Consider the following 18,009-nt stretch of genomic DNA (forward strand, 5'->3'; position numbering starts at 1 on the left):
CAGAACGTTTCGGCCGAGGTCAGTACTCGTCGGTGTCGACGAGCTCGCAGATGCGGGTAGTGGGCGAGTCGACGAAGCCGGCTCGTGCGACGACGTCGCGCAGCGCCGGATCCGCGAGGAATCTTTCGGCCGACGCGCGGTCGGGGAAGTCGGTCAGAACCGTCACGTCGTCGCCGATCCGGTAAATCCGGTGGCCGGTGGCGCCGTGGGCCCGGCGGTTGTCCTGGTGTCCGCCGAACACCGTGCGCCAGGTGTCGAAGTCGTGCACTCGGTGCTGGGTGATGAGGGTGATCATGCGTGCCGGACTCCGGCCGGGTGGGATACCGGTGCGCGGTGTCCGAGGCGTTCGGTCTTGGTCTGCAGGTAGCGCACGTTGTCGGCGGTCGGTGCGATGTGGAGCGGGGTGGTGCGCAGGATGCGTGTGCCGTACGACGCGAGCGCCGACTCCTTGTGCGGATTGTTCGACATCAGGTTGACCGAGCGGACCCGAAGATCGGCCAAGATCTTCGCTGCCGTTCCGAAATCGCGTGCGTCCACGGGTAATCCGAGCGCGGTATTCGCGTCCACGGTGTCCAGGCCGCCTTCCTGCAGGCTGTAGGCGCGCAGTTTCTGGACCAGTCCGATGCCGCGGCCCTCGTGCCCGCGGAGGTACACCACGACGCCGGCGCCGACACGGGCGATCTCGGCGAGGGCCTGGTCGAGTTGCGGTCCGCAGTCACACCGCTGCGAGCCGAACACGTCACCGGTCAGGCATTCCGAGTGCACCCGGACGAGGACGTCGTCCTGGTCCGCGATGTCGCCGTACGTCAGGACGAGGTGCTCGGTGCCCTCGTCCTCGGAGATGGCGACGGCCTCGAAGACGCCGTGCGGGGTGGGCATCCGGATGGCGGGACTCGCGACGATCGGCGCATGCCACCGGCGGTATCGGGCGAGGTCGGCGATGGCGAGCTTGTGCAGGCCGTGTGCGGCGCAGAACTCGTCGAGCTCGGCGCCGCGGGCCATCGTTCCGTCGTCGTTGACGATCTCGCAGATGGCACCGGCCGGCCGCATTCCGGCCATCGCGGTGAGGTCGACGGCGGCCTCGGTGTGCCCGGGGCGCTCGAGCACTCCGCCGGGGCGGGCGCGCAGCGGGAACACGTGCCCCGGGCGCGTCAGCTGTTCGGGGCGGGTGTCGGCCGCCGCGAGGAGCCGGATGGTCCGGGCGCGGTCGGCCGCCGAGATGCCGGTGCTCACACCGTCCCGGGCGTCGACGCTGACCGCGTAGGCGGTGCTCTTGGGGTCCTCGTTGTCGGTGCACATCGGGGGAAGGCGGAGGGCGTCGAGTCGGTCACCCGCCATCGGCACACACAGCACCCCGGATCCGTGCCGGATGGTGAAGGCGACGAGTTCCGGTGTCGCACATTCGGCGGCGAAGATGAGATCGCCTTCGTTCTCGCGGTCGTGATCATCGACGACGACCACGGCACGTCCGGCGGCGATGTCGGCGAGGGCGCGTTCGACGTCGGCGACGAACGCCGGCACCGACGCCGGGACGGCCTCGAACAGGTGCTCGGTCATCGCCGGTCACCACTCGTCGTCGCGGGGGCGGCTGCCGGGCTCGCGGCGTCGTCCGGTGCGGTCGCGACCCGGGTCTTCGGTGCGCGGCGAATGCCGGGGAGGTGGTAGGTGAGCATGTACACCGCGGCGGCGACCGCGAAGCCGACGACATAGGTCAGATCGCCCCATTCGGGGTGGTGGACGGTCACCCAGCCCTGGTAGAAGGACAGGTTCCAGAACGGGACGGAGGCGATGACGCCCGCGACCCAGGCGGCGAAGCCCCAGTTCAGCACACGCGTCTCGTCGTACAGTTCGTCGACGCGCGACTTGTCCTTGCGTCCGCCGACGAAGTAGTCGAGCAGCAGTGCCGCGCCGAAGGGGGCGATCAGGTAGGCGCCGAGGAACAGGAAGTTCTTGAACTTCGCCTCGAACCCCGCACCGGCCCAGAGGCTGATGATGTAGGCGACGACGCAGATCACGATGACGGCCGTGCGGCGGCTGACCGGGATCCGCAGCGTCTGGACGGAGATGGCACCGCCGTAGACGTTGAGGAAGTTCTGCGAGAACGACGACAGCAGGACGACGATCAGCGCCACCGGAGCCCACGAGCCGGTCAGGCGGGCGAGGGCGGTGATGGGATCCTCACCGGAGACGGCCGAGCCACCGAGCAGTGCACCGGCGATACCCAGCCAGGTGAGCGTGATGAAGTTCCCGGCCAGGGTGTAGGCGCCGGCCCGCTTGGCGGTGCCGTCGTCGTCGGGAAGGTAGCGCGAGTAATCGGACGCGAACGGCCACCAGGCGATGAGGAACGACAGGAAGAATCCCGCGAAGGTGATCCACCCACCGGTGCCGCCGATGTAGAACGGTGCGTCGGGGTTCGCGTCGAAGCCGATGGTTTCGCTGTTGGTCACCGAGACGACGGTGATCAGCACGAATCCGAAGAACAGTACGAACGACAGGATCTTCTGCAGGAAGTGGATCATGTTGTACCCGAACACGGCCACCACCAGCTGGATGCTCACGAGCACCAGGGCCGACAGCCAGAACGGGATGGTGGGCGCGAGTTCGTGCAGTGCCTGGGCGCCGAGGATGATCGTCACCGCGGCCCAGCCGATGCCGGCGAAGACGTTGATGTACGCGACCGGGACGAAGTTGCCGAAGAACCCGAGAGGGCCGCGCGACTGGATCTGCTGCGGAACACCGAGGCGGGCGCCCATCTGCGACAGGATGCCCATCACGGCCGCGCCGACCAGGGAGCCGAGCACGATCGCGGTGACCGCCGCCGTCAGCGAGAGCCCGAAGCTGATGGCGGAGAAACCCAGCACCATGATCGGGAAGTTCATGCCGGCGGCAAACCAGATGGAGAACTGGGAGCGCGCGGTGCCGTGGCGTTCGGCGTCGGGAATGTGGTCGACACCGTACGGCTCGATCGCGGCGACTTTGCTGCGGTACTGGCGGTCTTCGGTGTCTGCCGAGGGAGTCTGAGACATATCGACCTCTCTGATTGCCATGATGTATGGCAGAAGACGTTGCATAGATCACTGTGCAGAACCATTGCGACGAAGTCAACCCCGACGGCGAGATCGTCACATGGGGCAACTTATTTGCAACCCGGATCGACGCAGTTCCGGACGAAGTCTTGACGGGTGAGGCCGGGAGGTAATTAAATGGTCAAGCTGCCATACAAGATGTCAGCAAGTCTTGCATCGAGGAGTGAAGATGGTCGTCGCGTCGACCCGGAAGCTTGTGACCGCCAATTTCCAGGAACAGGTGGCCGACGGACTCCGGCAGATGATCATCAGCGGTGAGCTGGGCCCGGGTGACGCGTTGTCGGAGGTGAACCTGGCCGAGACGTTCGGCATCAGCCGCACGCCGGTGCGCGAAGCCCTCAAGCAGCTGCAGATCGAGGGTCTGGTGGAGATCAGGTCGCGGGTGGGCACCTTCGTCGCCGCCCCGTCCCGCCGCGAGGTCAACGAGCTGTTCGAGATGAAGCAGCTCCTCGAGGGGGCGGCCGCGCGGTTGATGGCGGCCCGCGGAAACATCCCCGAACTGGAGGCGATGAAGTCGAACGTCGCCGACGCCGACGCCGCCGTCCTCGCCGGCGACACGGTGCGGTACGCCGAGTTGGTGCGCGAGTTCCACGAAATTCTCATCGTCGGCGCCGACAACGGCAAACTCGCCACGCATTACCGAATCCTGATGAACCAGTTGGCATACGGGCGTCTGGTGAAGACGTCGCTCGCGCAACCCGGTCGTTCGCTCGATTCCGAGCGGGAACACCATCGCGTGCTCGACCTGATCATCGCCAAGGACGGCACCGGCGCCGAGCAGCTCATGCGCCAGCACGTCCAGGCGAGCCACCACGCCGTGATGGCCGGACTGGACGGTGCCGCCCCGACGAATTGATCCGCATGCCTTGTCGACACGTCTGCGGGCCCACCTGTTTCGGCAGGTGGGCCCGCAGTGTCGTGCGTGCCGGACGGGGGCGGATCACCCGAGGGGGGTGAGCGAGCCTCCGTCGAAGAACTTGCCCGCGCTGTAAATCATCGGCGTCTCCTCGCTGGTTGCGGCGTGCAGTACACGACAGATGAACACGGTGTGGGTACTCGCCTGCAGCCGTTCGCGGATCTCGACCTCCATCTGCGCGCTGCTGAGGTCGATGAGCGGACTGCCGAAGGGGCCGGGCTGCCAGTTCAGGCCCGCGAACTTGTCTTCGGACTTGGACGCGAACCGGTTCACGACGTCGACCTGCGCGGTGGACAGTATGTTGATGGCGAGGTGGTCGGACCGGAACAGGCAGTCGTGGGTGTTGGACGTGCGCTGCACACACACCATCACGGTGGGAGGGTCGAGCGAGATGCTGGCGAAAGCGTTGACCGCCAATCCTTTCGGCGTGTCACCGTCCATGGCGGTGATCACGGTGACGCCGGTGACGAACTGGCGGTTGACCTGCTTCATCAGGTCGATATCGGCCCGGGGCTGCTGAAGCTGCGACATGATGTGTACTCCGTGTAGTTCTGTGGTGGTTCTGCTGGGTGAGTTGTCGGTCAGTCCTGGCCGACGGTGATGATGCCGAGGGCGGACAGGAGTGCGCGGGGGTCCCACGTCACGAATTCCTCGACGATGGCGTCGCCGTCGAAGCGGGCGAACGTCGCACCGCTGACCTCGACGCTCTTCCCGGTGGTGGGGATGCCCAGGAACGCGCCGGTGTGCTTGCCGGCACTGTGCCAGCGGATTGCCGCCCGGTCGCCCTCGAGGACGACGTCGTCGATCGTGGTCGTCAGGTCGGGGAAGGCGGCACGCGTGGAGAGGATGGAGGCCTTGAAGGTGTCGCGATCCTGAGGGTGCCCGTGGGTGCCGTGACGCTGGTATCCCGGGGCGAGCAGGGTGTCGAACTCGTCGACCTCACCGCGGTCCCAGGCTGCATCCCACACGGTCGCGATCAGCTTGCGGCGGGCGTCGTAATCGGTCATTTCATGTGCTCTTTTCGGTCGGAAGCGAGTTCGGTCCAGAACGACACCGTCAGTCCGGCGACGATTACCAGGAAGGGGAGTGAGGTCACGATCACCGTGTTCTGCAAGGCGTTGAGGCCGCCTGCGAGCATCAGCACGATCGCGGTGACGCCGGTGAGTATGCCCCACAGAATGAGGATCCACCGGGCCGGGGTCAACGAGCCGTTCGACGTCATCATGCTCAGCACGTAGGTGTTGGCGTCGGCGCCCGACACGAAGAACACGATGACCAGCAGGATGGCGATCACGGATGTGACCGTGGAGAACGGGTAGTGCTCGAGGGTTGCGAAGAAGGCGCTGTTGATGTCGACCGCGGTGCGCTGCGCGATGTCGCCGCCCTCGTACATGTCGATGTGGATGGCCGCGCCTCCGAACACCGTGAACCAGGTGAAGAAGACGACGCTGGGGACGACCAGAACTCCCATGATGAACCCGCGAATCGTGCGCCCGCGGGAGATCCGGGCGAGGAAGACGCCGACGAACGCGCCCCAGGACACCCACCAGGCGAGCATGAAGTATGTCCACCACTGCATCCATTCCAGGTCGCCGAAGGCGGTGCCCTGCAGGCTCATCCGGAAGAAGTCGCTCGCCCACATGCCCATCGACTCGATGTACAGGTTCGCGACGAACACCGCCGGGCCGACGACCAGGATGAAGACGAACAGCGCGATCGCCATGGCGGTGCTGCACTGGCTGAGCAACTTGATGCCCTTGTTCACACCGGTGACGGCGGACAGCGTGAACATGGCGGTGACGGACGCGATGATCATCACCTGCGACACCGAGTTGACCGGGGTGCCGAACAGCGAGGCGAGTCCGTTGTTCACCTGCAGCGCGCCGAGGCCCAGCGAGGTGGTGGTGCCGAACAGTGTGGCGAACACGGCGAGTACGTCGATGGTCTTGCCGATGGGTCCGTTCACCCGCTCACCGAGCAGGGGATAGAACAACTGACTCACCAGCGTCCGGCGACCCTTGCGGTGCGTCGAGTACGCGATGGCCAGGCCGAACACCGCGAAGATCGCCCACGCGTGCACGCCCCAGTCGAAGTAGGAGTACTGCATCGCGCGCACGGCAGCGTCCGGGGTGCCCGGTTCCGCCAGTCCGTGCGGCGGCGAGGCGAAATGCGAAATCGGTTCGGCGACACCGTAGGAGATGAGGCCGATGCCCATCACCGCACTCAGGATCATCGCCAGCCAACTCGGCGTCGAGAACTCCGGTCTCTCGTCGTCGGGGCCGAGACGCATGTCGCCGGCCGGGCTGAAGGCGAGGAACACCAGGAAGATCAGGATGCACAGGGTCACCACCAGATACGTCCAGCCGAAGGTGGACGTCATCCAGTTCAGCGACCCGGTGGTGACCTCGTTGAGGTTGTCGGTGAACACGACTGCCCAGACGACGAACAACCCCGAGACCCCGACCGACGTCCAGAAGACGGTGCCCAGCCTGGTCCTACCGGGGAGGCGGCCGTGCCCGGCGGCGGGTGCGGCCGCGTCGATTCCGGCGTCGCGCGCCGGTTCCGAGGTCGCGACGTCCGCGTCGGGTCCCGGCTTCTGATGTCGGTGGCTCGATGTGGGGGTCGTGTGCGGCGACGTGCCGCCGCCCCTCTGCTCTACCATGCAACAGATTATGGGGCGCGTCACATTCTCATGTCAATGGACAGTTATCTCGGACGGTGACCCCGAGGGGTTCGGCAAGGCATATTGCGCGGTCCGGACTAGATAACCGCAGGCCAGCGCGTTGTATGCGAACGAAATATGAAGTCGTGGCGACGACCCCTCTTGACCATGATGCGAGCTGCGACTACTGTACGTTGCATGCAAGAGCGGATTGGGAATCGTATCGGGGACATTGGACTCCGCAAGCTGTCGCTCTATCGCGAGGACACTGTGACCGAAGCGGGGAAGGCCCCCGTACGTCCGGTATCTCGCGCCAGCGTCGCAGCCGTGGTCACAAACCCCTGGGTGGGCACGAGTGCCGACACCGACCTGTCGGCCGTGGTCGGTGCCATCGCGCCCCCACTCGCGAAGCTGCTGACCGATCGGCTCATCGAAGCGCTCGGTGGCGTGGACGAGATCGAGGCGTTCGGCAAGGCCGCCATCGTCGGAACCGCCGGCGAGATCGAGCACGGCGGCGCGCTGATCCACACGCCGTACTTCGGGAACCTCGTCCGAGAGTTCCTGCAGGGCGAATCGATCATCTGCTTCGCGGACGCCCGGGCCGACGCCGGCACCGAACTCGTCGTTCCGTTGTGGCACAAGGAACATGCCGCCACCCGAAGTCATTACCAGACCGTGAGCGCGCGAGTGCCCGACGCTCCGCGCGCCGACGAAATCGTCATCATTGCTGCGGCATCGACCGGCCCCCGGCCGCACCCGCGCATCGGCGACCGTGCAACCGACCCCGCAGTCACCGCTCACACATTGGAGGCAGTCCTTTCATGAACGTCCGCAAGATCATCACGATCGTCGAAGAAATCCTGACCGAGGGCGGCCGTCCGGTGTCGCCCGCCGCCCGTGTTGCGATCGTCGCCGCGGTGATCGAGAACCCCTGGGCAGGACAGGGTTTCGTCGATGACCTGGGTCCCGGAATCGACGACAACGCGTCCACCGTCGGCGCACTGCTCGCGCCGAAGGTGATCGAGGCACTCGGTGCCCCCGCCGAGGCCTACGGCAAGGCTGCGATCGTCGGCCTGAACGGGGAGATCGAGCACGGCTCGGGTCTGATCCACACCCTCAAGTTCGGTGACCACTTCCGCAAGGCCGCGAACGCCACCACCCTGCTGCCGGCCGTCGAGAAGCGCGGACCCGCCGGGATCGTGTTCGACATCCCGCTCAAGCACATCACCGACGCGACGATCCGGTCGCACCACCAGACGATCGAGGTGCGCATCGCGGACGCCCCGCACCCGGACGAGATCGTGATCGCCTTGGCGGCCGCGTCGCAGGGACGCCCCCAGCAGCGGCTGGCACCGCTGACGACCGAGCAGTAGTCGGACGGTCTCATGAGCAAGCCAACCATGGTGCTACTGCACGGAGTCGGGCTCGATCACACGATGTGGGAGCCCGCCGCCGCGCTGCTGGCCGAGCACTTCACGGTGATCACCCCCGACCTGCCCGGGCACGGCTCGCGACCGCCTGCCGCCGACGGCACCACCCTCGCCGACCTCGCCGACGGCGTGGTCGGGGAGGTGCCGCCGGGTTCGCACCTGGTGGGCTTCTCGCTCGGCGCGCTCGTCGCCCAGTTCCTGGCGCTGCACCGCCCCGAACTGGTGGCGACCCTGACGTCGGTGAGCTCGGTGTGCCGGCGGACCGCCGACGAGCGCACCGCGGTGCTGGCCCGGCTGAACACCGCCCGCGCCGATTTCTCGGCGAGCGCCGCGGCGTCCATCGCCCGGTGGTACGTCGGCACCGACGTCGACGAGCGGTGGATCGAGTGGACACGGAACACGTTGTCGGCGAACGACGTATCGTCGTTCGTCAACTGCTATCGGGTATTCGCGACGGCCGACGCCGAGCTCGCACCCGCGCTCGGCGGAATCGGCGTGCCCGCGCTGGCCGTGACCGGTAGCGACGATCCCGGGTCCACTCCGGAGATGACGCACCGGCTCGCGTCGGCGCTGCCCGACTGCCGGGCGGTGATCATCCCGAACGCACGGCACATGCTTCCCGTCGAGCGCCCGGACGCGTTCGTCGACAGCATCACCACTTTCATCGGAGAGCACGCACATGTCTGAGCAGTTGCACCACTACATCGGCGGAGAGCACGTAGCGCCCAAATCCGGCGAGTACTTCGACAGCACCAATCCGGCCACCCGCGAGACGCTGTACCAGGCGGCCCGCGGCAACGCGGCGGACATCGACCGCGCCGTCGCCGCCGCGAAGTCGGCGTTCGACGACCCGCGGTGGCGTGACCTCAGCCAGACCCGCCGCGGTCATCTCCTTCGCCGCCTCGGCGACCTCATCGGCGAGAACGCCGAGGAACTCGCGCGGATGGAGGTCCTCGACAACGGCAAACTCCTGCGCGAGATGCGCGGACAGCTGGCCGGGGTGCCCGAGTATTACTACTACTACGCGGGATTGGCCGACAAGATCCACGGCGACTTCGTCCCCACGTCCGACCGCACCGTCCTCAACTACACCTCCCGTGAGCCGCTCGGGGTGGTCGGCGCGATCACGCCGTGGAATTCGCCGCTGACCCTGACGACCAGCAAGCTGGCGCCCGCACTGTGCGTCGGGAACACCGTCGTCATCAAGCCGTCGGAATACACCTCCCGGTCCGCGCTGCGGCTCGCCGAACTGACGGTGGAGGCGGGATTCCCCGCCGGCGCCGTCAACGTCGTCACCGGCTTCGGCGCCGAGGCAGGCCAGGCCCTGGTCGACCACCCGGACCTCGCGAAGATCTCGTTCACCGGCAGCACCGCAACCGGCGCGCGCATCGCGGCGGCGACCGCCGGTCGGTTCATCGGATCGACGCTGGAGCTCGGCGGGAAGTCACCGAACATCGTGTTCGAGGACGCCAACGTGGCCAACGCCGCGATGGGCGTCGTCGCGGGCATCTTCGCCGCCGCCGGGCAGACCTGCATCGCGGGCAGCCGGGTCTTCGCGCACCGTTCCGTGTACGACGAACTGCTCGAGCGGGTCGCGGAGCGGGCGAAGACCATTCGGATCGGCAACCCACTCGACGAGGCGACCGAACTCGGACCGCTGGCATTCGCCGACCAGCGCGACAAGGTCGCGGGTTACGTCGACCTCGGCCGCAGCGAGGGCGCGCGCGTCGTCACCGGCGGAAATGCCTGCGACGGAGGCGGACTCGGCGGCTACTTCTACGAGCCCACGGTCCTCGTCGACGTCGACAACGACATGCGGGTGGTCCGTGAGGAAATCTTCGGCCCCGTGGTGGCGATCATGCCGTTCGATTCCGAGGAAGAAGTGATCCGGCTCGCCAACGACACCGAGTACGGACTCGCGGCCGGTGTGTGGACGACGAACCTGTCTCGCGCGCACCGGATGGCGGCGCGACTCGAAGCCGGCACGGTGTGGGTGAACACCTACCGCGCCATGTCGCCGATGTCGCCCCGCCAGGGCTTCAAGAGCAGTGGCGTCGGCATCGAGCACGGCACCGAGACGATCAAGGAGTACACGCGGCTCAAGAGCGTCTGGATCAACACGAGCGAAGATCCCGTCGCGGATCCGTTCACCATGCGGAGCTGACGTGTCCACCGCTACACGTCGGACCTGTACCCCAACCACACGATTTGCAGAGGAGGAACAGCAATGAGGTTTTCGCTGTTCGTGCACATGGAGCGATGGGACGAAAGCGTCAGCCACCGCCAACTGTTCGAGAACCTGACCGAGCTGACACTGATGGCCGAGGCCGGCGGATTCGAAACCGTGTGGATCGGTGAACACCACGCGATGGAGTACACCATCGCGCCCAGCCCGATGCCGCTGCTGTCGTACCTGGCCGGTCAGACGTCGACCATCCGGCTCGGTGCGGGCACGATCATCGCGCCGTTCTGGAACCCGATCCGGGTGGCCGGCGAGTGTGCGCTGCTCGACGTCATCAGCAACGGGCGCATGGAGGTCGGCCTCGCGCGCGGCGCCTATCAGTTCGAGTTCGACCGTCTGGCGGACGGCCTGCCCGCCGGCGAAGGCGGCAAGCACCTGCGCGAACTCGTGCCCGCCGTCCGAGAACTGTGGAAGGGCGACTACGCGCACGACGGCGAGATCTGGAAGTTCCCGACCTCGACGAGCGTGCCGAAGCCGGTGCAGCAGCCGATGCCCCCGATGTGGGTCGCCGCGCGCGATCCCGCGTCGCACGACTTCGCGGTCGCACAGGGGTGCAACGTCATGGTCACCCCGCTGATGAAGGGCGACGAGGAGGTCGCCGACCTCAAGAACAAGTTCGAGACCGCCGTCGAGAACCATCCCGAGGTGAAGCGGCCCGAGATCATGGTGCTTCGCCACACCTACGTGCACCCGGCCGACGAGCCGGAAGGGTGGCGGCCCGCCGCCGAAGGCATCCAGAAGTTCTACCGGACGTTCGACGCATGGTTCGGGAACAAGACGACGCCGGTTAACGGCTTCCTCGAGCCCAGCCCCGAGTCGAAGTTCGCGGAACGGCCCGAGTTCTCGCCGGAATCGCTGCACAAGACCGCGATGATCGGAACGCCAGAGGAAGTCATCGACCGTCTGCGGTACTACCAGGAACTCGGGATCGACGAGTTCAGCTTCTGGGCCGACAACACCCTCTCGCACGAGGAGAAGCGCAAGTCGCTCGAACTGTTCATCAACGAAGTGGTCCCCGCGTTTCGCTGACACACGACCGCGCCGTCCCACCCTGCCGCAGCGAGGAGTAGCACCATGTATGTCACCGTCGCACCCGACGGTCGGACTGCCACGCTCCACGAGGCCGACGACTGCACCCGACTGCATGTCGCGGCCCCGGCAGGGTGGGACGACGCGCAGGTCCGTGCGGTTCTGCAACACACCGAGGCGGGCACCGTCGAGGACCACACAGCCTGGCTGTCCGTGGACTGGCTGCAGAATGCGGCACAAAACGGCAGGCTGGGCGCGCAGTGGCGGGGCGACTTCGCCGCGATGATCGACTTCGCCCGCAGCCGCGGATGGGTCTCACCCGATGCGACGGCCGTGCGAGCGCACCTCGAGTTCGGCTGACACCGACCGGTCCCATACGTGGCTGCGGGCCTGCCGCAATGTACGGTTGACATGCAAGATACATGGCAGAAAGCCGAGGGGGTCACCGATGGTCGCGACGTCTCGACGGCTCGACACGAGCAACTTCCAGGAGCGCGCGGCCGACGGAATCCGGCAGATGATCATCACCGGTGAGCTCGAGCCGGGACAGCCGCTGTCCGAGGTGTCGCTCGCCGAGACGTTCGGCATCAGTCGCACGCCCATCCGCGAGGCCCTCAAGCAACTCCAGATCGAGGGGCTCGTGGAGATCCGCCCCCGGGTGGGCACCTTCGTCGCCGTCCCCACCCGGCGTGAGCTCAACGAACTGTTCGAGATGAAGCAACTCCTCGAAGGCGGCGCCGCACGACTGATGGCCGCCCGCGGTGAAGTTCCCGAACTCACCGCGATGAAGGAGAACATCCGCGAAGCCGACGCCGCCGTCGCGGCGGGCGACGTCGAACGCTACGGCGAGCTGGTCCACGAATTCCACGAGATCCTCGTCGCCGGCGCGGACAACGGCAAACTCGCCGCCCACTACCGCCTCCTGATGAACCAGCTCGCCTACCGGCGCCTCGTGAAAACCTCCCTCGCCCGCCCCGGCCGATCGCTCGAATCCGAGCGCGAGCACCACACCGTCCTCGAACTCATCATCGCCAAAGACGGCATCGGTGCCGAGAACTTCATGCGACGCCACGTCCAAGCGAGCCACCAGGCGCTCATGTCACAGCTCGACACCTGACCGGGCGAGACGCAGCCTGTCCGGCTCTTGGGCAGGCGCGGCCATTCGATTCGGTGCGTTTCCGCACCGGTGCCGAGTTCGGTGTCGCCTGCGCGACCTCCGGTGTTGCCGAACCTGTCCGGACCTGCTGTGAGGCAGTCCGATTGGCGCAATGGGTCAGCGTGGTGTACAACATCAACACGCATTGATGTGAAGCAGATCACATCACCTGTGACGGATGGACACAGGCAACGCGCCGTAGCGATTGCCTCTCCCCGGCACCACAGTGAAAGAGGAGTACATGAACATCGCCTCGACCGTCCGGACGTCCCCGCTCACCGCGCGCCCCCACCATGGCGGCGGCTCGATGAGCACGGCGGAGATCAAGTCCAGGATCGAGGCCATGTTCGCCGACCGCCGCCCGGCTACTCAGACAAGCGCGCACTGAAAGACGGGGCGAAGACATGAATGTGCTGCTCCTGCTCATGTTGCTGCTGACCGGGATCGCCGCGGTTCTGGCGATGCAGACCGGGGACCATTCCCGTTCTCGCCGCTGACCGCGCTCGGAGGCACAGCGCCAGAGGTGCCGCATTCGAACGAGTGCAGTGCGGAATCACAGACCGCGGATGAGTCCCGGGTGAACAGTTTCCGAATTCCGTGGTTCGAGTCCTCAGGGACGCTTACCTGTCGGCGGGGCTGGGTAGGCGCGGTAGCGGTGCACGTTGCGCCGACCCGATGCCGTCAATGCCGAAGGGGCGAAAACCCGCATGAGCACACCCGACACCACCACCACCACCACTTTGCTGGCGCAACTGCGTACAGTCCTCGACCTGACCCACACCGAGATTCAAATAGCCGAAACCCGGATCGTGCAGGCCCGGACGGACGCGGTGCGCCGGGAGTTGTCCGAGAACGCCGACAACGGCCGAGCCCGCGCACAGGCCATCGAGTCCGCGATCCGCGAACTCGGCGGCGTCCCCGAGCTGATCGGACCGTTCCTCGGGCGGGCCGCCGCCGCGGTCAAGGCAATGGTCGAGCAGGCCCAGCCGTTCGACGAGGCCTTGATCGGTGATCTCGCGCTCGAGCACCAGCTCCTCGACCGAGCCCGGTACATCAAGGCCCTCGCAGTCGCGGCCGGGAACAAGGACGTCGAGAATCTGGCGTTCCGGTTGATCGCCGCGCACTCGGCGACCGTGGACTGGCTGACCACCGTCCTCGCGGAGGACGCCCTGGGCGGGCCGGCGGCGTTGCGTCGCACCCCGCTGCAGGCGGCCACCGGAACCGCGGTGCGACTGGTCAACGCGCCGGTCATCTGGTCGGCCCGCGGCCTGGACCGGGCACTCGATACCGTGCGCTCCACCCCGCCGGCGCTCAGCGAGTTACTGAACCGGGGCGCGCACGCCGGCGACGTTGCCGTCAAAACTCTGACCGCGTCCCGCGATGCCGCCCTCGAGACCGCAGAGCAGGTTACCCGCCGCGAAGGCGCCGACGGGGTCGCGGGAGTGCTGCATTCCGCCCGTACCGCGGCCGGAGTACTCGAACCAGGGGAGCTGCCCATCGACGGTTACGACGACCTCAATGTCTCCGAGGCGGTGGCGGCGGTCAAGGAGTTGACCGAGCCGGCGGACGTGCGGGCCATCGTCGCGTACGAGGAAGCGCACAAGAACCGGCACGGCGTCGTCTCCGCATCGCAAACGCGCCTCGCCGCGATCGCCCAGGAGGTCGCCGGCCTCAGCTGACCGGCCGTCCGTCGGATTCGGCGAGCACGGTGATCGCTCGCCGGCATTCCGCCTACGACGAAAAGCGATCGCAGCGTCACGAACTCGGTTCCGCTTCGGATTCCTGAACCCGGATTCGGGGCATTCGATCGTAAGGATCGGACGGCCGACCGGTAGGGCGTCCGATTCAGGTCCCGCGGGTTGACCATTGAAACAGCCCGCGGGACCGTCTCCCCAGTCCGTACAGCCGGGACGATCTGTTCGTCCACGGGGTCCTCGGGGTCGCTGCGGTACGAGTCGGTTTGCGTAGCGCGGCGTCGGGGCACTTGCGCCAGAGCGGTGCGAAAGGTGTTCGAGCCGAGTGAATTTTGAGGTGGGATGGTTGTGACTATACTCGAGCGAAGTGTGCGCCGACTCGAACACGCTCACTTCTGGATCGACCCACCGGCGCGATCGTGGACGCCATAAACAAGTGGCTTCCGGCGGGCCGGGTCAAGGACGCGCTGTCCGGCACCGACCTGGGACACCCACTACACCCACTCCTGGTCACGGTGCCCCTCGGGGCGTGGGTCAGCGCTATGCCGCCGGCGTCGGCGTCGACACCACCGCGTTCTCCACTCTTCCCTCGGAATGGACGGACGCGGCCCCGGAATCGGCATTGGCCGACAGTGACGTGGTCGCCGTGCTGGTCGGAACCGTGTCGGTGCTCTTGGTGAAGCGCAGCGAGTCCGTCGTCGCGTTGAGCAACCGTTGCACGCATCGCGGCGCGCCCCTCGACGACGGCACACTCGCCGATGGATGCATCGAATGTCACTGGCACGGAAATCGTTTCGCTATCACGGACGGCGGAGTGGTGCGAGGTCCCACGACCCGGCCTCAGCAGGTGTGCGAGGCCCGGGTGCGGGACGGCCGTATCCAGGTGCGGCAACCGGACGAGCAGCGGACGCTACGCGCAAATCCTGTTGCCAGCAGCAACGATTGACGGCGCAGAGCACACAGGACAAGTTGTGGACCGTCCCGGCTAATGATTGCGAAGCGCGTCGATGAGATCTTTCTTGTTCAGTTTCGAATAGCCTTCCAAACCCAGCTCTTTGGCGCGCTTCTTCAGGTCGTCGACCGTCCAGTCCTCGTAGGATGGGGACTTCCCGCCCGACTTTCCGACATTCTTTCGACCACGATTGGCCGCCGCATTGGAGATGCGGGCCGCCTTCTCCTTGGAATCACCCTTGTCGCGTAATTCCTCGTACATCTTCTCGTCTTTGAGTTGGGGTTGCGAATCGTTGCGTGCCATCTCGTGCTCCTCCCATCGTCGACCGTTCGGCGCCTCTCTTCCGCCTACCCGTGCCCCTGACCTCTCAAACGAGGCCCGAGGCGGCGGTCGGTACCCCCGATCGAGTCGCCGCGCGGTCTTGACACGGCGTTCGTCGCGGCGTTTGACTTGGACATTGTGTTGGCTCGCCCGACGGTGTCCTGGGAGGTTGACGTATGCGCGGCATAGGGTTAGCGGGTTCGGGGCATCGACGCGGAGCGACCCTCCACCGCAGGACCGTCTGGGTGCTGGCACTGGTCGGAGTGTGCCTTCTTCCTCTGACGGCTACCGAGACGGCGAGCGGCGAACCGGCGGCTGACGTCGACACCGGGTTCGCGGTCCCGTTCTCGGGGGCACCCGGCTACGAGCGCGTGGCACCCACGCAGATGACCGGTCCGGATCAGCTCAACCAGCCACTCGGTCAGCAAGCGGCGGACGAGATTGCCGGCCAGGTGGGGCTCAACCGGGCTGACGCGTTGTCCGAGCAGCAGTATCACGACCTCATCACCGGCGGCGGAGTCGGCGGCAACCGCGACGCTGCCGAGGTGATCGAAGCATGCGCTGACATTCTCACGAATACGAACGGCCGACCCCTCTATTCGAATGTCGATGGCAAGTCCACACCGTCGGTGCTGGCCAGCTACGGTCTCTACGTGAATCCCAGCGGGCTGCTGGAGAGTCCGGCCAACGCGGACGCGCCGACGAGGCAGGTGAACTCGCTGATCGCTCCGGGCGGTTTCGTGGGCACCTGGTTGCGGGACAACGGTGCGACACGATCCCTGATCGCGCTCTACCAGTCGGCATACACGGTGCAAGCGGTCTACGGCTTCGCAGCGCAACAGATCTCGGGCGCAGCACAATTGGTGACGAACACCAAGGGTGGAGTGAGTTCGGAGGTCGGCATGTCGATGGCGCCGCCGCTCTGGATAGTGAATTTCGCGCTGCTCTACATCTTGAACCCGTCCCTGGCGGCCGCGATGCCTGCCTACTGGGCTCCCATTCCGTCGGCGGTTGCCGACGCCGTGAAGGCGAGCCCCACCGGCCAGGTTCCCTTCAGCGCCTACGCATCCTACTTCCAGTAATTCGATCAGGAGTTCGTCCGACCGGTAAGTGCAACGCGGCGGCCCTTGCGGTGGAGCCGCCGCGTCCTTCGGATTGGCGGTCGCGATCAGCTGCCAAAAATGGTGCCCAGATCCGCGAGGCTGGGAAGGTTCTCGGCGGCGGGCGGTGCGGGGTCGACGCTGGGGACGGTGACGACGGTGGAGGCTTGTTGGACGGTGTAGGCGGTCATGGGGAACTGGATCAGGTATTTCTCGATGCCGGCATAGTCGGACACCCACATCGCGGGGTCGTCCCCGGCGCGCGAGCAGGAGGCGAGGGCAACATAGGAGCCGTCCGGTACCTCGGTGACCAATTGCGTTGTGGTGCCGGCCGGAATGTCGTCCTGCTGGTACAGGGTCTGCCCGTTGCGGACGACGTCGTCGACGGGTGGAAGGACCCCGCCGGGAGCGGGTGCGAGCGAGGTCGTGCAGCCGATGACGCCGCCGGTGTTGTTGGTGATCGTGTTGGTCACGGCCGATCCACTGACGTTGAACGCGAAGGTGACGTCGGTGGCTTCCGCCGCGGCCGCCGGTGCGGCAGCGGCAACGGCGAGTGGGATGGCCGCGGCGGCAACGAGGGTGGTGCGGGCGATCATGCGCATCCTGAATGTCCTGTTCGTCGGGTTGAAGTGTTCGATGAGAATGGTGCAGGAAAAACCAACCGATCGGCATGGTTTGGGTGAAACTGCCCGCCCGCGAGCAAAGGCGAGTGACAGGATGGCCTGATGGGGAGACAGATCGGAATTTTCGGGGGAGTGGGCTCGGTCGCCGGGCTGATCGCGGTGGTGGTGTCTGCCTGGCGGACCTCGCGTCCGTATGCGATGGGGTACGTCTCCGGGTTCGCCCCACTGACACAGCCGTGGATTCCGGTAGTGGTCCTCCTCGCCGGCTGCACGATCGCCGGCGCCGGGTGCGGCGCGGTGCTGTGGTTGTCCGGGTGGCGAATGGTCCGCGACGACGCGGGCGAGGACGAACGCCGTCGGCGGCGCACCTTCCTTCTGGGTCGTACGGTCGCCGCGGGTCTGGCCGGTGTGACGGTCGGGCTCTCGCCGACGCTGGTGTTGCTGTACGTCTGGTTCACGGCCGCCGTCGGTATTGCGGTGGAGATGTCGCTGGTGCTGGCGCTCTACGCGGGCAGTGCGGTGTCGGCATACGGGTGCGCCCTGCTGGCGGTGTGGTGGGTGCTCACCGCCGCGGGCGATGAGCGCCGGACGGCGACGGTGCGCTCGCTCGCACTGGTGCTACCGGTCGGTGCGCTCGCTGCGACCGCCGCGGGTGTCGCCGTGGCGGCGGCGTTCGGGTACTACACCGACCCGGTCGCCTTCGTCTGCGTGATCTTGGCGGTTGTGATGGTGCTGGTCGCGACCGTCGGTGCCGCGCGGGTGTCGGTGTCACCGTGAACGGAGTGGCTGCCATTTCGA

General features: G+C 66.6%; 21 protein-coding genes. 13 read left to right on the plus strand and 8 right to left on the minus strand.

The genetic code is table 11. From position 1 onward, the window contains the following. Window positions 1-19: 19 nt before the first annotated feature. The 3 genes from ACFTWF_RS38950 to ACFTWF_RS38960 are packed head-to-tail and all read right to left on the minus strand — an operon-like array spanning window position 20 to window position 3,026. Window positions 20-295: a hypothetical protein gene (locus ACFTWF_RS38950; RefSeq protein WP_378466414.1), complete on the minus strand. Its 276-nt coding sequence runs from the start codon at window positions 293-295 to the stop codon at window positions 20-22. Further along, the gene (locus ACFTWF_RS38955) at window positions 292-1,557 is read right to left on the minus strand and encodes a bifunctional 3,4-dihydroxy-2-butanone-4-phosphate synthase/GTP cyclohydrolase II (protein ID WP_378466415.1); all 1,266 of its coding nucleotides are present in this window, start codon (window positions 1,555-1,557) and stop codon (window positions 292-294) included. Before ACFTWF_RS38955 ends, ACFTWF_RS38950 begins: the two co-directional genes overlap by 4 nt. Continuing rightward, complete coding sequence (locus tag ACFTWF_RS38960) at window positions 1,554-3,026, minus strand: purine-cytosine permease family protein (protein WP_378466416.1); 1,473 nt, start codon at window positions 3,024-3,026, stop codon at window positions 1,554-1,556. The genes ACFTWF_RS38955 and ACFTWF_RS38960 overlap by 4 nt, the downstream gene beginning before the upstream one ends. Window positions 3,027-3,255: 229 nt before the next feature. On the opposite strand from ACFTWF_RS38960, the gene ACFTWF_RS38965 reads away from it, so the two are divergent. Beyond that, window positions 3,256-3,942, plus strand: a complete 687-nt coding sequence (locus ACFTWF_RS38965; protein WP_378466417.1) for a GntR family transcriptional regulator — start codon at window positions 3,256-3,258, stop codon at window positions 3,940-3,942. Window positions 3,943-4,026: 84 nt separating this feature from the next. On the opposite strand, the gene ACFTWF_RS38970 is transcribed toward ACFTWF_RS38965, so the two are convergent. From ACFTWF_RS38970 to ACFTWF_RS38980, 3 genes are read right to left on the minus strand one after another with little or no spacing between them, the layout of a single operon-like run. After that, window positions 4,027-4,533 carry a flavin reductase family protein gene (locus ACFTWF_RS38970; protein WP_378466418.1) on the minus strand — a complete coding sequence of 169 codons (507 nt, stop codon included), beginning with the start codon at window positions 4,531-4,533 and terminating at the stop codon, window positions 4,027-4,029. 50 nt (window positions 4,534-4,583) lie between these two features. Next, window positions 4,584-5,009, minus strand: a complete 426-nt coding sequence (locus tag ACFTWF_RS38975) for an ester cyclase (RefSeq protein WP_378466419.1) — start codon at window positions 5,007-5,009, stop codon at window positions 4,584-4,586. Beyond that, complete coding sequence (locus ACFTWF_RS38980) at window positions 5,006-6,664, minus strand: BCCT family transporter (protein ID WP_378466420.1); 1,659 nt, start codon at window positions 6,662-6,664, stop codon at window positions 5,006-5,008. The genes ACFTWF_RS38975 and ACFTWF_RS38980 overlap by 4 nt, the downstream gene beginning before the upstream one ends. A 198-nt stretch (window positions 6,665-6,862) precedes the next feature. Here ACFTWF_RS38980 and ACFTWF_RS38985 point away from each other — a divergent pair, with 198 nt between their 5' ends. The 10 genes from ACFTWF_RS38985 to ACFTWF_RS39030 all read left to right on the plus strand — a co-directional run bounded on the left by ACFTWF_RS38985 (window position 6,863) and on the right by ACFTWF_RS39030 (window position 15,161). Then, entirely contained in the window at window positions 6,863-7,489 is a 627-nt protein-coding gene (locus ACFTWF_RS38985) for an amino acid synthesis family protein (protein ID WP_378466421.1), read from the plus strand. Next, complete coding sequence (locus ACFTWF_RS38990; RefSeq protein ID WP_378466422.1) at window positions 7,486-8,037, plus strand: amino acid synthesis family protein; 552 nt, start codon at window positions 7,486-7,488, stop codon at window positions 8,035-8,037. Before ACFTWF_RS38985 ends, ACFTWF_RS38990 begins: the two co-directional genes overlap by 4 nt. Window positions 8,038-8,049: 12 nt before the next feature. Further along, the gene (locus tag ACFTWF_RS38995) at window positions 8,050-8,781 is read left to right on the plus strand and encodes an alpha/beta fold hydrolase (RefSeq protein ID WP_378466423.1); all 732 of its coding nucleotides are present in this window, start codon (window positions 8,050-8,052) and stop codon (window positions 8,779-8,781) included. Beyond that, entirely contained in the window at window positions 8,774-10,258 is a 1,485-nt protein-coding gene (locus ACFTWF_RS39000; RefSeq protein ID WP_378466424.1) for an aldehyde dehydrogenase, read from the plus strand. Before ACFTWF_RS38995 ends, ACFTWF_RS39000 begins: the two co-directional genes overlap by 8 nt. Window positions 10,259-10,321: 63 nt before the next feature. After that, a complete protein-coding gene (locus tag ACFTWF_RS39005; protein ID WP_378466425.1) occupies window positions 10,322-11,365 on the plus strand; it encodes an LLM class flavin-dependent oxidoreductase in 1,044 nt (347 codons plus the stop codon). A 45-nt stretch (window positions 11,366-11,410) separates the two neighbouring features. Continuing rightward, complete coding sequence (locus ACFTWF_RS39010; RefSeq protein WP_378466426.1) at window positions 11,411-11,725, plus strand: hypothetical protein; 315 nt, start codon at window positions 11,411-11,413, stop codon at window positions 11,723-11,725. Window positions 11,726-11,813: 88 nt separating this feature from the next. Continuing rightward, window positions 11,814-12,482: a GntR family transcriptional regulator gene (locus tag ACFTWF_RS39015; RefSeq protein ID WP_378466427.1), complete on the plus strand. Its 669-nt coding sequence runs from the start codon at window positions 11,814-11,816 to the stop codon at window positions 12,480-12,482. Between the two features lie 280 nt (window positions 12,483-12,762). Continuing rightward, window positions 12,763-12,909, plus strand: a complete 147-nt coding sequence (locus tag ACFTWF_RS39020) for a hypothetical protein (RefSeq protein WP_378466428.1) — start codon at window positions 12,763-12,765, stop codon at window positions 12,907-12,909. A gap of 319 nt (window positions 12,910-13,228) precedes the next feature. Next, window positions 13,229-14,200, plus strand: coding sequence for a ferritin-like domain-containing protein (locus ACFTWF_RS39025; RefSeq protein WP_378466429.1), 972 nt, complete (start codon window positions 13,229-13,231; stop codon window positions 14,198-14,200). Between the two features lie 544 nt (window positions 14,201-14,744). Next, window positions 14,745-15,161, plus strand: coding sequence for a Rieske (2Fe-2S) protein (locus tag ACFTWF_RS39030; protein WP_378466430.1), 417 nt, complete (start codon window positions 14,745-14,747; stop codon window positions 15,159-15,161). A 39-nt stretch (window positions 15,162-15,200) separates the two neighbouring features. Here ACFTWF_RS39030 and ACFTWF_RS39035 read toward each other — a convergent pair whose 3' ends face one another. Continuing rightward, window positions 15,201-15,470, minus strand: coding sequence for a Rho termination factor N-terminal domain-containing protein (locus tag ACFTWF_RS39035; RefSeq protein WP_378466431.1), 270 nt, complete (start codon window positions 15,468-15,470; stop codon window positions 15,201-15,203). Window positions 15,471-15,664: 194 nt separating this feature from the next. Here ACFTWF_RS39035 and ACFTWF_RS39040 point away from each other — a divergent pair, with 194 nt between their 5' ends. Continuing rightward, window positions 15,665-16,570 carry a hypothetical protein gene (locus ACFTWF_RS39040; protein ID WP_378466432.1) on the plus strand — a complete coding sequence of 302 codons (906 nt, stop codon included), beginning with the start codon at window positions 15,665-15,667 and terminating at the stop codon, window positions 16,568-16,570. 86 nt (window positions 16,571-16,656) lie between these two features. On the opposite strand, the gene ACFTWF_RS39045 is transcribed toward ACFTWF_RS39040, so the two are convergent. Then, the gene (locus ACFTWF_RS39045) at window positions 16,657-17,190 is read right to left on the minus strand and encodes a hypothetical protein (protein ID WP_378466433.1); all 534 of its coding nucleotides are present in this window, start codon (window positions 17,188-17,190) and stop codon (window positions 16,657-16,659) included. Between the two features lie 123 nt (window positions 17,191-17,313). On the opposite strand from ACFTWF_RS39045, the gene ACFTWF_RS39050 reads away from it, so the two are divergent. Next, window positions 17,314-17,988 (plus strand): hypothetical protein, encoded by a 675-nt coding sequence (locus tag ACFTWF_RS39050; protein ID WP_378466434.1) that lies wholly within the window; start codon window positions 17,314-17,316, stop codon window positions 17,986-17,988. Window positions 17,989-18,009 lie beyond the last annotated feature (21 nt).

Source organism: Rhodococcus sp. NPDC056960 (assembly GCF_042674125.1).
Lineage (GTDB): Bacteria > Actinomycetota > Actinomycetes > Mycobacteriales > Mycobacteriaceae > Rhodococcus_F.

Excerpts from the sequence above, each read along its gene's own strand:
- ACFTWF_RS38950 (WP_378466414.1), bottom strand. The coding sequence starts at position 295 with ATGATCACCCTCATCACCCAGCACCGAGTGCACGACTTCGACACCTGG.
- ACFTWF_RS38955 (WP_378466415.1), bottom strand. The coding sequence starts at position 1,557 with ATGACCGAGCACCTGTTCGAGGCCGTCCCGGCGTCGGTGCCGGCGTTC.
- ACFTWF_RS38960 (WP_378466416.1), bottom strand. The coding sequence starts at position 3,026 with ATGTCTCAGACTCCCTCGGCAGACACCGAAGACCGCCAGTACCGCAGC.
- ACFTWF_RS38965 (WP_378466417.1), top strand. The coding sequence starts at position 3,256 with ATGGTCGTCGCGTCGACCCGGAAGCTTGTGACCGCCAATTTCCAGGAA.
- ACFTWF_RS38970 (WP_378466418.1), bottom strand. The coding sequence starts at position 4,533 with ATGTCGCAGCTTCAGCAGCCCCGGGCCGATATCGACCTGATGAAGCAG.
- ACFTWF_RS38975 (WP_378466419.1), bottom strand. The coding sequence starts at position 5,009 with ATGACCGATTACGACGCCCGCCGCAAGCTGATCGCGACCGTGTGGGAT.
- ACFTWF_RS38980 (WP_378466420.1), bottom strand. The coding sequence starts at position 6,664 with ATGGTAGAGCAGAGGGGCGGCGGCACGTCGCCGCACACGACCCCCACA.
- ACFTWF_RS38985 (WP_378466421.1), top strand. The coding sequence starts at position 6,863 with ATGCAAGAGCGGATTGGGAATCGTATCGGGGACATTGGACTCCGCAAG.
- ACFTWF_RS38990 (WP_378466422.1), top strand. The coding sequence starts at position 7,486 with ATGAACGTCCGCAAGATCATCACGATCGTCGAAGAAATCCTGACCGAG.
- ACFTWF_RS38995 (WP_378466423.1), top strand. The coding sequence starts at position 8,050 with ATGAGCAAGCCAACCATGGTGCTACTGCACGGAGTCGGGCTCGATCAC.
- ACFTWF_RS39000 (WP_378466424.1), top strand. The coding sequence starts at position 8,774 with ATGTCTGAGCAGTTGCACCACTACATCGGCGGAGAGCACGTAGCGCCC.
- ACFTWF_RS39005 (WP_378466425.1), top strand. The coding sequence starts at position 10,322 with ATGAGGTTTTCGCTGTTCGTGCACATGGAGCGATGGGACGAAAGCGTC.
- ACFTWF_RS39010 (WP_378466426.1), top strand. The coding sequence starts at position 11,411 with ATGTATGTCACCGTCGCACCCGACGGTCGGACTGCCACGCTCCACGAG.
- ACFTWF_RS39015 (WP_378466427.1), top strand. The coding sequence starts at position 11,814 with ATGGTCGCGACGTCTCGACGGCTCGACACGAGCAACTTCCAGGAGCGC.
- ACFTWF_RS39020 (WP_378466428.1), top strand. The coding sequence starts at position 12,763 with ATGAACATCGCCTCGACCGTCCGGACGTCCCCGCTCACCGCGCGCCCC.
- ACFTWF_RS39025 (WP_378466429.1), top strand. The coding sequence starts at position 13,229 with ATGAGCACACCCGACACCACCACCACCACCACTTTGCTGGCGCAACTG.
- ACFTWF_RS39035 (WP_378466431.1), bottom strand. The coding sequence starts at position 15,470 with ATGGCACGCAACGATTCGCAACCCCAACTCAAAGACGAGAAGATGTAC.
- ACFTWF_RS39040 (WP_378466432.1), top strand. The coding sequence starts at position 15,665 with ATGCGCGGCATAGGGTTAGCGGGTTCGGGGCATCGACGCGGAGCGACC.
- ACFTWF_RS39045 (WP_378466433.1), bottom strand. The coding sequence starts at position 17,190 with ATGCGCATGATCGCCCGCACCACCCTCGTTGCCGCCGCGGCCATCCCA.
- ACFTWF_RS39050 (WP_378466434.1), top strand. The coding sequence starts at position 17,314 with ATGGGGAGACAGATCGGAATTTTCGGGGGAGTGGGCTCGGTCGCCGGG.